The following is a 12,744-nucleotide window of genomic DNA, read 5'->3' as shown; positions in this document are numbered from 1 at the left end:
GGCCCGACAGTTTTCAAACTATGGCACCGCTGGAGCGGCGTAAGTTCCATATAGTGCATTCCGTCCGGGAATTCACCCGGAAGGCCGCCTTGCGGCGCCCCTGACACACCCGTTCACTGGCCCTTGGGCCAAATTTGCCACCCTTTCAGGCGGCCTGCGTACGATCCGTGCGGCGCGCCAGGAGCGCGGCAAGGGCCGTTTCGAATTTTTCCACGTCCGCCCCGGTCGTCTGCCTTCCGATCGAGACACGCAGGGCACCGAGATTGTCGGCATAACCCATGGCTTTCAGCACATGGCTGGGACCGACCTTGCCCGACGAGCAGGCGGAGCCGGCCGAGAGCGCGACGCCCGCGAGATCGAAGGCGATCTGCGCCGTCTCGGCCTTGACGCCCGGAATAGCGAAGAATGTCGTATTGGCAAGCCGTTCGACGGCCTTTCCGAAGATTTCGGCATCGGGGGCAAGCCGCATGATCGCTGCCTCGATGCCGTCGCGCACGGTGCGCACCCGCTCGATTTCGGCAAGGCCCGCCAGCGCTTCGCGCGCAGCAGCACCAAAGCCGGCGATGGCCGGCAGGTTTTCGGTGCCGCCGCGATGGCCCTTCTCCTGGCCGCCACCGGTGACGAGCGGCGCCGGCATCATCAGGTCGGCGAAGGCGACGATCGCACCGGCGCCCTTGGAACCGCCGATCTTGTGCGAGGAGAGAATCAGGTAGTCGGCGTAACCCTCTGACATGTCGAGAGGAATGCGCCCGGCCGCCTGGACCGCGTCGAGCACCAGCACGCCGCCGGCAGCCTTGACCAGTTCGGAAATGGCACGAACGGGCTGGATGACGCCGGTCTCGTTGTTGGCGGCATGGATCGCCACCAGCGGCAGGCCCTCGGACTTGTCGTGGGCGGCAAGTGCTCCCTCCAAGGCAACAAGATCGATGATGCCGTTGGCGTCGACACCCAGCCGCGCGATCCGCTCGGCGGGAAAGCGCCCGCCGTTCAGCACGCAAGGATGGTCGGCTTCGGTGACGAAGAGACGCGACATGCGGACCGCACCACGGCCCATGCGCCAGTCCGGCGAAAGCAGCGTCGTTGCAGCCTCTGTGGCGCCCGAGGTGAAGACGACATGCCCGGGCTGGGCGCCGACGAGCGCGGCGACATCGCGCCTGGCATCCTCGATGATCCTGCGGGCGGCCCGGCCTTCACTGTGCACGGACGACGGATTGGCGACGACGTCGAGCGCTGCAACCACGGCCGCACGCGCTGCGGGCAGCAGCGGCGCACTGGCGTTGTGGTCGAGATAGGCGCGCGATCCGGCCATTTCCGTACAATCTGCCCTGTCAAATCACGTTTGGGTGTGGGGACGCGCAATTTCCTTGAAATTCCAAGGCGAGCCGTCCTATCTACCCGCTTTGCCAAACAGGTGGCCTCGCCACCCAGTTTTGAACAGTTCTAAACTAGCTTCTATGAAGACGCGTCCCCCGCGTCAAGGCTGGAACAGGATTGTTTCATCGGCTTTGCGTCAAGTGGAGTATTCTATGCCAGAGGTCATTTTCACCGGTCCGGCGGGTCGCCTGGAAGGTCGTTACCAGCCGTCCAAGGAAAAGAACGCGCCGATCGCCATCATCCTGCACCCGCACCCCCAGTTCGGCGGCACGATGAACAACAAGATCGTGTACGACCTCTTTTATATGTTCCAGAAGCGCGACTTCACCACGCTGCGCTTCAATTTCCGCGGCATCGGCCGCAGCCAGGGAGAGTTCGACCACGGCACCGGCGAGCTTTCGGACGCGGCAGCCGCGCTCGACTGGGTGCAGTCGCTGCATCCCGATTCGAAGAGCTGCTGGGTCGCCGGCTATTCCTTCGGCGCATGGATCGGCATGCAGCTGCTGATGCGCCGCCCGGAGATCGAAGGCTTCATCTCGGTGGCACCGCAGCCCAACACCTATGACTTCTCGTTCCTGGCGCCCTGCCCTTCGTCCGGCCTGATCATCCATGGCGACGCCGACAAGGTGGCCCCGCCCAAGGACGTGCAGGGCCTGGTCGACAAGCTGCATACGCAGAAGGGTATCACCATCACCCAGAAGACGCTGACCGGCGCCAACCACTTCTTCGGCAACGATCCGGAGATGGTGATCGACGAATGCGCCGAATATCTCGACCGGCGTCTCGCCGGCGAGCTTTCGGATCCGCGTCCGAAGCGCCTCCGCTAAGGGACCACCCCGCATGTACCAGCCGCCCCTGTTTCGCGAGACCAGGCTGGACGTGCTGCATACGCTGATCCGCAGCCACCCGCTCGGCCTTCTGGTCTGCAACGGATCGGAAGGCCCGGTCGCCAACCCGCTGCCGTTCCTGCTCGACGCCGATGTCGGGCCGAACGGCAGGCTGCAGGCGCACCTGGCGCGCGCCAACCCGCAATGGCGGCAGCTGGCCGAGATGGCCGAGCCTGTGCTGGTGGTGTTCCAGGGCGCCGAAAGCTACATCACGCCATCCTGGTACGAGACCAAGCGCGAAACCGGCAAGGTGGTGCCGACCTGGAACTACGCAATGGTCCAGGTGCGCGGCACGGTGCGGGTGATCGAGGACAAGGGATGGCTCGCCGCCCAGGTTGCCACGCTCACGGCGACGCACGAGGCCGGCCGCGCCGAGCCCTGGCAGGTGACCGACGCGCCCCAGGCCTACATCGACGCCCAGATCAAGGGCATCGTCGGGCTCGAGATCGACATTGCCAGCATCGACGGCAAATGGAAGGTCAGCCAGAACCGGCCGGTAGGCGACCGCGCAGGCGTGGCCACGGGACTGGAAGCGGACCAGGGCGCGGACGACAGCATGGCGCAACTGGTCCGGCAATATGGCGGGCTGACGGGCGAATAGCCGCTGGTCTCGAACAACGTGACTTCAGCTGCAGCGACCTCATTCAGAAATGACGGACGGCCGGTGGCCGCCCGCCACGTCGAGACGTCCCTTACCTGGCCTTCAGGAACGCGCCGACTTCCAGCAGCACGAACTCATTGTCGTCAGCCTTGACCAGGGAACGGCCGGCCGAGAACGGCAGGTTGTTGTCGTTGCCGACGACGATGTGGCTGTCGTCGACGAGGTCGACATTTTCGATGGTGACGAAGGGCATGTCGTAGAAGCCCTCGCCGCCGCCCAGGCGCTTCTTGTTGTCGGGATCGGCGATCTTCATCAGGTCGATGTAGCCGACCTTGCGCACGGCCTTGCCGACGTTGTCGTCGGTCATCTCGATCTTGTAGATGCGCTTGACCTTGGCCGGCCTGGCGAAACAATCCGGCTTGGGATCGTTGGCATCGGCGCAAGCCTTGTCCGCGGTCCCGGCACCGTTGTCGCGCTCGATGACCAGCGCTTCGGTTTCGCTGATCATGTTGAAGTCGCCGATGGCCTCGCCACCGTCGGCCAGCGGATAGAGCCAGCTGCGGCCGGTCCACTCCTTCTGGGCGGCGTCAAACTCGATGACACGAAGCGCGGTCTTGCCATCAACCGTCTCGACGGAATCATCGGCCATGTAGCGCGGACCTTCGAGGAGGCCGTAGAGCCTGGCGCCGTCCTTCGACATCGCCAGGCCTTCATAACCGCCCGAGCGCTTGAGGTTGAAGGTGGGGTTCTTGGCGGTGGGGTTGCCCGGCAGCGTCAGCGTCGGGTGATCGGGCGAACGCACCGGCTCGCCTTCGACGGCGGTCGCAATGACGTCGGTCAGCCTGCCGTCGAGGTCGAATTTCAACAGGTAGGGACCGAATTCCTCGCCGACCCAGAAACCGTCGGCGACCGGCTGGATCGATTCGACGTCGAAATCGGCGCCAGTGAGAAAGCGGGTGTCGGAACCTTCGAGCACGATCGGGAACGGCGCCTTGCGGTCCGGATCAGTGAGGAACAGGGTCTTGATGCGGTTCATCGTGCCCTTGTCCCAGTCGAACGAGATGTGGTGCAGCATCAGGGCCACGTCGGTCGAATTGAGCTTGGCGCCGAAGCCGTTGTCGGACAGCGACCAGAACGTGCCGTCGCCAACCGCCTTGATGCCCGAAAAGCCCTGCACCGGCTGGCCGTCGAAGGGCAGCGAGAGACCCGTCGTGCGCACGCCATCCTTGCCCGGAACGGAGCCCAGGCCTTCGGCGCGGTTGCGGTCCGGCGTGGTGAACTTGCCCGAGGTGCGCAGGTGCTCGGGCGCGTTTTCGGGCGCCGCTATGATGGTGTTGGCGGGCAGGATCGCATGGCCGGCAAGCGTTGCCTTGAACTCCGTGCCGTCCGCGAGGGCGGCGGCGGTGGAAATCGCGAGAACGGCTGCAGCCAGATGGAGAGAGCGTCGCATGGTGGACCTCGGTTGGTTGAACTGACGTGCCCCTGCTAGGAGCGCGCCATGTCGGCCCGGTGACGCCTGAATGAAACTTTGATGACCCGCCCGGATCAGGGGTCGGCGCGGACGCCGCCACTGACGGGGGCGCGGCAGCCGGTCGTCGTCGGGAAGGTCAAGGGCAGCCCCAGAGCCGAGCGAACAGCCAGATAGGCCCAGGCCTCGGCTTCCGTCGCATCGCCGTCGAGACCGGCATCCTCGGCGACGATCACCTCGGCTGCGGCCTTTTCGGCGCCCAGACGAAGATCGCCGACGATGTGCGGGTTCTTGCGGCCGCCGCCGCAGACGATCCAGAGCCTTGGCGGTTCCGGCAAATGTTCGACAGACTTCAGGATCGCCTCGGCCGAGACATTGGCCAGCGTGCGGGCGCCGTCGGCCAGTTCCAGGCCTTCGGCCAGGGCGAGCGTGAAATCGTTGCGGTCGAGCGATTTCGGCCCCGATTTACCGAAGAACGGATTGTCGAGATAGCGCGCGACGACCTCGGCCACCACGCCGCCCTCGCTGGCGATGGTGCCACCGGCATCGTAGGGCACGCCGCCCTCGCGGCTAACCCACTGGTCGATCAACGTGTTGCCGGGACCGGTGTCGAAGGCAACGGGGTCGCCCGACGCAGGCACATAGGTGATGTTGGAGATGCCGCCGACATTGACGAACACCGCCGGCTTCATCGTGGCGTAGGGCTCGGGCAGCGACCGGGCAAGCGCTGCGTGATAGGCAGGAACCAGCGGCGCACCCTGCCCGCCATGGATCATGTCGTTGGCGCGCATGTCGTAGACGACAGGGAAACCGGCCTCGCGGGCAAGCAGCGCACCGTCGCCAAGCTGGACGGTGAGGCCGAGATGCGGACGATGCAGCACGGTCTGGCCGTGGAAGCCGATGAGGTCCGGTTCTTGCCATTTGGAGGGCAGAGAACGGATGAAATCCTTGACCGCCGCGGCGTGGCGCATGGTGATTTCGCGTTCGAGATCGCGAAGGTCGCCGGGGCGGTCCTCGCGACGGACGATCGCCTTTGCCGTTTCCAGCGAAGCCTCGATGCGGCGACGAAAGGCGGCATCGTAGGCCACCGCCATGGACGGGCCGAATTCAAGCACATTGGCGCCGTCGCTGCGCAGTATGGCGAGGTCGATGCCGTCCATCGAGGTGCCGCTCATCAATCCAATGGCTGTCAGAAGCGCCATGAGGTCCGCCGTCCTTGTGATTCCAAGGCTTCAGATGCTAAAGCCCCAGCTTCGCCGATCCAATGCCGGATCGTCCGATCCCAATCGTCCGCCAAGAGAAAGCACCATGTCCGGCTTCAAATCCGATTTCCTGCGCACCCTTTCCGAGCGCGGCTTCATCCACCAGACTTCGGATGACGCCGGCCTCGACGACCTGTTCTGCAAGGAAACCGTGTCGGCCTATATCGGCTTCGATCCAACGGCATCGAGCCTGCATGCCGGCGGCCTGATCCAGATCATGATGTTGTACTGGATGCAGAAGACAGGCCATCGCCCCGTCCCGCTGATGGGCGGCGGCACCGGCATGGTCGGCGATCCCTCGTTCAAGGACGAGGCGCGCAAGCTTATGACGCCCGAGACGATCCAGTCGAACATCGACGGCATCAAGCGGGTGTTTTCCAACTACCTGACCTTCGGCGACGGCCCCCGCGATGCGATGATGGTCAACAATGCCGAGTGGCTTTTGCCGCTCAACTATCTCGAGTTCCTGCGCGACGTCGGCCAGCACTTCTCGGTCAACCGGATGCTGAGCTTCGATTCCGTCAAGCAGCGCCTGGACCGCGAGCAATCGCTGTCGTTCCTCGAATTCAACTACATGATCCTGCAGGCCTACGACTTCGTCGAACTCAACAAGCGCTACGGCCTGCGCCTGCAGATGGGCGGCTCCGACCAGTGGGGCAACATCGTCAACGGCATCGACCTTGGCCACCGCCTCGGCACGCCGCAGCTCTATGCGCTGACCTCGCCGCTCCTGACCACCTCGTCGGGCGCCAAGATGGGCAAGTCGATGAATGGCGCGGTGTGGCTCAATGCCGACATGCTGAGCCCGTATGATTTCTGGCAGTACTGGCGCAACACCGAGGACGCCGATGTCGAGCGTTTCCTGAAGCTCTACACGGCGATGCCGATGGACGAGATCGCACGGCTGGCAGCGTTGGGCGGTTCGGAGATCAACGACGCCAAGAAGGTGCTGGCGACCGAAGTGACGGCGATGCTGCACGGCCGCGAAGCCGCCGAGCAGTCGGCCGAGACCGCGCGGAAAACCTTCGAGGAAGGCGCATTGGCCGAGACCCTGCCAACGGTGGAGGTTGGGGGCGACGAGCTGAAGGCCGGCATCGGCCTTTTGTCACTGGTGGTGCGTGCCGGGCTTGCCGCGTCGAACGGCGAGGCCCGCCGGCACGTCCAGGGCGGTGCCGTGCGCATCAACGACCAGCCGGTCAATGACGAGCGCCGCGCAGTCACTACCGCCGACCTGACGCCGGAGGCCGTGGTCAAGCTGTCGCTCGGCAAGAAGAAGCACATCCTGGTGCGCCCGGCCTGACCGTCCGCACGTCATGGAACAGAAATGGCCGGCATTGCCGGCCATTTTCATGTCCGCAGGTGCTCAGTACTCGAAGATGGCCCGGAAGATGCCGGGGGCGATCACCGACAGCGGATTGACGTGCAGCTTGGGCGTGTTGGCGTCGCCAGAGAGCTTGTAGGTGACGCCGATCAGGCCGCGGTCGCGGCCATTGCCGAGGATGACGCCGACCAGCGGCAGCTCGCCAAACAGGCGGTTGAGGCCATAGGCCGGCATGAAGGTGCCGGTCATGTTCATATGTCCCTGCTGGTCGTAGAGCACGCCCTGGAAGGTGGTGCCGATCAGCGGCCCGCGCAGCACGCCGTTTTCCAGCGCCAGGTATTTCTCGCGCTTGTCGATCTGGGCGAAACCGCGCTCGAACTTGACGCGCGAGGTATCGATGTCCTTGCGCACCGCCTGGTTGAGGCTGCGGTTGTCGCCGGCAGGCTTGCTGGAAACGATGGAGGCGAGACGCGGCTCGTCGACGACCCAGAATTCGCGCACGTCGACCTGGCCCTTGAGCGGGCCATTGCCCGACGACTCGAGCGCCAGCGCCAGGCTGCCGCCCTGCATGCGCGCATAGACGTCGAGGAAGCGCAGGATGGCACCGGCATCGGCCGAACGGACATCGAGCCGCCTGCCCTGGCCCTGCAGGGCGTTGCTGACGGTTATCAGACCGCCCGAATTTGCCGTCGCATTGACCTTTAGGCCACCGACCTTGGACCCCGAGCCGGAATATTCGAGCGTGACGTTGGACAGCTTCTCGCCGCTGAAACCGACCAGTGTTCCGACATTTGCCGTGACCGACACGGCGCCCGTTCCCGCCGATTTGGTGGCCGAGTCGGTGTCGGACATGAACTGCTTGATCAAGGCGCGCGCATCGAGCGAATTGCCCTTCACCTGAACCGCAAAACCCTTGCCGGACCGCTTGATGCTGACGTCGACATCGTCGCCGCGATTGAGCCGCGCCTGGCCGAAGCGCGCCGAGGTCAAGCTGCCATTGGCGAGCGAGACGTCGCCGCTGATGCTGAAGGTCTTTCCGGTCAGGCCGAAGTCGGACAGCGTCGAGCGCTCGCCCTCGGTATCCATCGTGAACGAAACCTTGGCCGGAATGCCCGGCCCCTTGCTCCAGCCGACCCAGGGGAGGTCCAGCCGCGCGGCGGTCAGGTCGGCATCGATGTTGCGCCTGCCCTTGTCGAGTTGCTCGACATCGACCTTGATGGTGCCCGACAGCATGTCCGACAGGCCGGGAACGAGCGCGTTGCGCGCCTTGTCGTCGAGCACGAACTGGACGTTGCGTTCCTTCTCGATGTCCTTGTCGCGCAGCGGCTCGACGAGGTTCAGTTCGGCAGGGACGCCATTGAGCTTGCCGTCGGCGGCGATAACGGCCTTGCTGGGCGTGACCGTGATGGTGCCCTTCGCGTCCGAAAGCTTCTGGCCGTCGAGCGGCTTGGCGACCGACAGGTCCTCGTAGTCCAGCGCCACGGTCCAATCGAGCGTGTCGGTGTCGATGCCCTTGGTCAGCGGAATGTCGGCCTTGACGTTGCCGGTGACGTCGCCCGTCAACTCCTCCGGCAGGATGCCGACATGGCGCATGGCGTTGATCGGCTCGTAGGAGGCGAGTTCGGCAACGGCATCCGCGCTGCCGGCGACATCGATGTCGAGCGAGCCGATCACCGGCATGACGTTGGCCTTGACGACCTTCAGCGTGCCATTGCTCGCCGCCACCGTGCGGCCGCTGGGCATGAAGACCGTGCCCGAGGACAGCGCCACGTCGACGTCGTTGCCATGGAACTCGACGACGCCCTTGGCATCGCGGATCGGCGGAATGAGGCCTGCGGTGTCGAAACGCGAACCGTCTATCTCGAAGCGGCCGAAGACCTCCTGGGAAGTGAGCGGCACGCCATTGCCGAGACGGTCGGGCCGCACGCTGAACTGGACGTTGCCGTCGACGACGCGCCCGCCGAACAGGTTCTGCAGCACCCAAAGCCGGGCATTGCGCGCCGAAAACCACGGCCAAAGCTGCTTCACATGGGCGACCGACATGTCGTGGACATTGAATGCGAGGAAGATGCCCGGCGCCTTGCCCTCCACGAACTGCACCGACGCCTTGCCGATCGCCTCGCCGCCGGGACCCGACTTCAAGCCGATCTGCTCGGCAGCGAGCGTCCTGGTCACGATGTCATAGCTGCCGGCGACGCGGGCCAGGAAGCTTACGGCAGGCTCAGGCGATTCGCCCGGCGCCAGCCGCGACTCCCGGCTCATCAGTTCGAAGCGATAGGCAGGGTTGTCGCCGACCTTGCCCGTCGCCGGGCGCGGCCCGAGACCGCCGTTGAAATCGAAGGTCGAGCGGTCGGTGGTGACGAGCAGGCGGCGAATGTCGAGCTTGTCCAGTCCGTCGGCCAGCCGCAGATCGATGGCAATGTCGCCGACAAGCTGGCCGCGCTCCTTGAGATCGAGCGTCGACTTGCCGATCGAGCCCTTGGCGACCAGCTCGGAAACGTCGTCGCCCGCCCCTTCGCTGCCGGTGATGACAAGATCGGCGGAGCCGATGCGGCTCGCCTTGGCAGCGGGTATGTCGGTCTTTCCGGCATAGGGGTCGATCATCGATACGGTGGCGTCGAGGGCCGCGATGCGATCGGCGCCGGCTGCGCGCGTGGCTGCCGCCGAAAGCGCGACATCGCGACCGTCGACGTCAAAATTGGCGCCGATCCTCAGCTCGCCCGATCGCGTCTTGGCGAGCGAGGCGTCAACGACGCGAACGACATTGACCTCCCCGCCCGAGGGCAGCACGAATTCGACATCGGCCAGCGCGATCTCGCGCATAGCGTCGTACTGAACCGCCTCGAAGCCGCGACGCACGCCGTGGAAGGTCTCGTCCAACAGTTTCTGCGGATCGATCAGCCCGTCCCGATTGCGCAGCACGGCGCTCCAATCGGTGCCGCCGGTCTCCGGCATGGCGTCGACGACGATGCGGGCCTCGGAGATCATGGCGTTGCCGAGGCGCACGTCGCCCGACAGCAGCGGCAACAACCGTATGCCAAACCGCATCATGCCGGCTTCGGCCATCGGCTTGCCGTCGGCGCGCTTCAGGCGAACATCGGGAACCTCGACCGCAATCAGCCTGAAGCCGTCGAGCGCCAGCCGCACCTGGCCCATCGAGACATCGACATCGACCCCGGCCAGACCTTCGATCGCCCGCTCCGCCTCGGCCCGCATCCTATCCTGGCCGACGCCGGAATAGCTGAGGGCTTCGATGGCAATGATGACGAGCAGGATCAGCGAGCCAAGCACGGCCACCGCGGCAAACAAGCAATGGCCGGCGCGGCGCCGCAACGAAGGACGCTCGCGAGCCAGCTCCTGGCCGGCAGCCGAAGGCATTGCGCCGAGATCGGTGATCTCGTCGCGCCTGAACCGGATTTTCTCGTGCCGGGGCACTTCCTGAACCACGCGATGTCCCGTAGTCGTTTCGGTCGTGAACGAATCCACGTCCGGCATTAATAACCTGACATCCTTGCGAGCTCACCCGTAACTTCAAACAAGGGTATCGATATGTCTGAACTCGAGACCGGCCAAACCGCCCCGCAATTCGCTCTGCCGCGCGACGGCGGCGGTATTCTGACGCTTTCCGACCTCGCCGGCAAACCGGTTGTCCTTTATTTCTACCCCAAGGACGATACGAGCGGCTGTACGGCCCAGGCCATCGATTTCACCCAGCTCAAGCCGCAGTTCGAGAAGGCCGGAGCGGTCGTCATCGGAATGTCGCCCGACAGCGCCAAGAAACACGACAAATTCAAGGCCAAGCACCAAATTGGCATCGACCTGGTGGCCGACGAAGAGCGAAAGGCGCTCGCAGCCTATGGCGTGTGGACCGAAAAGAGCATGTATGGCCGCAAATACATGGGCGTCGAGCGCTCGACCTTCCTGATTGGTGCTGATGGCAAGATCGCGCGCATCTGGCGCAAGGTGAAGGTGCCGGGCCATGCCGCAGAGGTTCTCGAGGCGGTGAAGGCGCTCTAGCGAATATCGCCTGCCGCGGAACCGATCCCTTCTCCCGGCGTTGCAGACAGGACGCAATCGACGGGAGAAACAAGATGTTCCGCAGCATCATCCTCTGGATGATCGGTATTCCGATCCCCATCATCATCCTGCTTTGGCTCTTCCTGCGCTAAAGCAAATGAACATCCGGCGTTAGTGCGTGTCAATTCTTTGTATCGCGGCCATGACGGCGCCAATGTGCCTCTTCTATCTTTGATAAATCTCGAAAGCCCGCCTGCATTTGCAGGCGAGCTTGATTTGTCTTTCTGCGAATGCGGTCGACCGGGCGCCATGCGCGCAAAGCTTTGTTAACCCTAATAATGTGTAATCGGACCGTCACTGTCTCTTGATGAGAGTTCGGTCCGGTGAAAGCAGCAAATCAGGCCGCCGTTTTTGGCCGGCGCAAGGAACCGCACACGGTCATCATCGCGCGCGGCAACGAGATCCGGCATTTCACGGTGCGCCCCTGGGTCGCCGCGGCCGCAGGCTCGGCGCTGGCCGCCGTCGCGGTCGGCTATCTCCTTGCGACATCCTATCTCGTCTTGCGCGACGATCTCATCGGCGCCACCACGGCCCGCCAGGCGCGCATGCAGCATGCCTATGAGGATCGAATCTCGGCGCTTCGCGCCCAGGTCGACCGCATTACCAGCCGGCAGTTGCTCGACCAGCAACTGATGGAGACGAAGGTCAGCGAACTGATGGCGCGGCAGTCGCAGCTCAGCGAGCGCAACGGGCGGCTGGGACAGGTCCTGGATCGGGCATCGGTCGTGGCCGAGCCCGTGGCGCCCGCCAAGACACCGGACGAACGGGCGAGCCTGACCGGCAAGACGATCGAAGCAGCCGACACGCTGGCCCTCGCCGCCACAAGCGAAGCGATGCGCCCCTTCTCCTTCTGGTCGACGAGGTCGATCACACCCGACAGCGAAAGCCGCGCCGACCGGGCTGACAAGCTGTTCGTCGCGATCAACAAATCGCTGCGCAGCATCGAGGACGAGCAGGTCCAGCGCATCGGCACGCTGGCCGAGAATGCCTACCAGACCGCCGACGCCATTTCAGAAACGCTGGAAGGGGCCGGACTGCCGGTCGATGCCGATCTTGGACAATCGGGCGTCGGAGGCCCGCTCGTCGCGCTCGACAATCCGATGGCGTTCGACAGCAAGGTCAAGGAACTCGACGAAGCCCTCGATACGCTCGACCGGATCAAGACGCAGGCGCGCAAGCTGCCGCTGGCCAACCCCGCCCCCGGCTATTCGATCTCGAGCAGCTTCGGCGTCCGCAAGGATCCGCTGATCGGCACGCCGGCGCTGCATTCGGGCATGGACTTTCGCGCGCCCTACGGCTCACAGGCACGCGCCACGGCCGCCGGCGTCGTCACCAAGGCCGGCTGGAACGGCGGCTACGGGCGCATGGTAGAGATCGACCATGGCGACGGCTTCGTCACGCGCTACGCGCATCTGAGCAAGGTGCTGGTGGCGCCCGACCAGAAGGTCGTCGCCGGCGACGAGATCGGCGAAGTCGGCAGCAGCGGCCGCTCGACCGGCCCGCACCTGCATTATGAAGTGCGCCGCGGCGGCGATGCCATCGATCCGCTGCGTTTCATCAAGGCAGGCAAGAAGCTCGGCCAGTATCTCTGATCGAGAGCCGAATCGAATCCGATTCGAGGGTAGCCGACTCCTGAGGCACCAAGCTGCGTCGCACCCTGCGCGAACGGGCGGCGCTCTCTTACAAAGCCATCGGATGGGTTGTCGTGGCTGCGATTCGCGGCTGAATGGTCGCCAGAAGCGGCGCCTTGCAGC

General features: G+C 64.7%; 9 protein-coding genes. 5 read left to right on the top strand and 4 right to left on the bottom strand.

Going from position 1 to position 12,744, the window contains the following annotated elements:
• Positions 1–145 precede the first annotated feature (145 nt).
• Complete coding sequence (locus GGR00_RS11280) at positions 146–1,309, bottom strand: cysteine desulfurase family protein (RefSeq protein ID WP_184699497.1); 1,164 nt, start codon at positions 1,307–1,309, stop codon at positions 146–148.
• A 217-nt stretch (positions 1,310–1,526) separates the two neighbouring features.
• Between GGR00_RS11280 and GGR00_RS11275 the strand changes: the two genes are divergently transcribed.
• Both GGR00_RS11275 and GGR00_RS11270 read left to right on the top strand, forming a co-directional pair.
• Positions 1,527–2,201: an alpha/beta hydrolase gene (locus GGR00_RS11275; RefSeq protein WP_108608424.1), complete on the top strand. Its 675-nt coding sequence runs from the start codon at positions 1,527–1,529 to the stop codon at positions 2,199–2,201.
• Positions 2,202–2,214: 13 nt separating this feature from the next.
• Positions 2,215–2,862, top strand: a complete 648-nt coding sequence (locus GGR00_RS11270; RefSeq protein ID WP_184699496.1) for an FMN-binding negative transcriptional regulator — start codon at positions 2,215–2,217, stop codon at positions 2,860–2,862.
• Between the two features lie 91 nt (positions 2,863–2,953).
• Here the strand turns inward: GGR00_RS11270 and GGR00_RS11265 are convergent, their stop codons facing one another.
• A complete protein-coding gene (locus GGR00_RS11265; RefSeq protein WP_184699495.1) occupies positions 2,954–4,312 on the bottom strand; it encodes an esterase-like activity of phytase family protein in 1,359 nt (452 codons plus the stop codon).
• A gap of 95 nt (positions 4,313–4,407) precedes the next feature.
• A complete protein-coding gene (locus tag GGR00_RS11260) occupies positions 4,408–5,532 on the bottom strand; it encodes an anhydro-N-acetylmuramic acid kinase (protein ID WP_184699494.1) in 1,125 nt (374 codons plus the stop codon).
• 106 nt (positions 5,533–5,638) lie between these two features.
• On the opposite strand from GGR00_RS11260, the gene tyrS reads away from it, so the two are divergent.
• Positions 5,639–6,892 (top strand): tyrosine--tRNA ligase, encoded by a 1,254-nt coding sequence (gene tyrS, locus GGR00_RS11255; RefSeq protein WP_055971275.1) that lies wholly within the window; start codon positions 5,639–5,641, stop codon positions 6,890–6,892.
• 63 nt (positions 6,893–6,955) lie between these two features.
• Here the strand turns inward: tyrS and GGR00_RS11250 are convergent, their stop codons facing one another.
• Positions 6,956–10,360 (bottom strand): YhdP family protein, encoded by a 3,405-nt coding sequence (locus tag GGR00_RS11250; protein ID WP_184699576.1) that lies wholly within the window; start codon positions 10,358–10,360, stop codon positions 6,956–6,958.
• A 102-nt stretch (positions 10,361–10,462) separates the two neighbouring features.
• On the opposite strand from GGR00_RS11250, the gene GGR00_RS11245 reads away from it, so the two are divergent.
• Together GGR00_RS11245 and GGR00_RS11240 are read left to right on the top strand one after the other, a co-directional pair.
• A complete protein-coding gene (locus GGR00_RS11245) occupies positions 10,463–10,930 on the top strand; it encodes a peroxiredoxin (RefSeq protein ID WP_184699493.1) in 468 nt (155 codons plus the stop codon).
• A gap of 383 nt (positions 10,931–11,313) precedes the next feature.
• Positions 11,314–12,582, top strand: coding sequence for a M23 family metallopeptidase (locus tag GGR00_RS11240; RefSeq protein WP_055971284.1), 1,269 nt, complete (start codon positions 11,314–11,316; stop codon positions 12,580–12,582).
• The last annotated feature ends 162 nt before the right edge of the window (positions 12,583–12,744 follow it).

Source organism: Aminobacter aganoensis, from assembly GCF_014206975.1.
Taxonomy (GTDB): domain Bacteria; phylum Pseudomonadota; class Alphaproteobacteria; order Rhizobiales; family Rhizobiaceae; genus Aminobacter; species Aminobacter aganoensis.
Note: the sequence above shows the minus strand (reverse complement) of the source record. Positions and strands in the feature narration are given on the sequence as shown.

Coding starts and splice junctions, on each gene's coding strand:
- GGR00_RS11280 (WP_184699497.1), bottom strand. CDS start 1,309: ATGGCCGGATCGCGCGCCTATCTCGACCACAACGCCAGTGCGCCGCTG.
- GGR00_RS11275 (WP_108608424.1), top strand. CDS start 1,527: ATGCCAGAGGTCATTTTCACCGGTCCGGCGGGTCGCCTGGAAGGTCGT.
- GGR00_RS11270 (WP_184699496.1), top strand. CDS start 2,215: ATGTACCAGCCGCCCCTGTTTCGCGAGACCAGGCTGGACGTGCTGCAT.
- GGR00_RS11265 (WP_184699495.1), bottom strand. CDS start 4,312: ATGCGACGCTCTCTCCATCTGGCTGCAGCCGTTCTCGCGATTTCCACC.
- GGR00_RS11260 (WP_184699494.1), bottom strand. CDS start 5,532: ATGGCGCTTCTGACAGCCATTGGATTGATGAGCGGCACCTCGATGGAC.
- tyrS (WP_055971275.1), top strand. CDS start 5,639: ATGTCCGGCTTCAAATCCGATTTCCTGCGCACCCTTTCCGAGCGCGGC.
- GGR00_RS11245 (WP_184699493.1), top strand. CDS start 10,463: ATGTCTGAACTCGAGACCGGCCAAACCGCCCCGCAATTCGCTCTGCCG.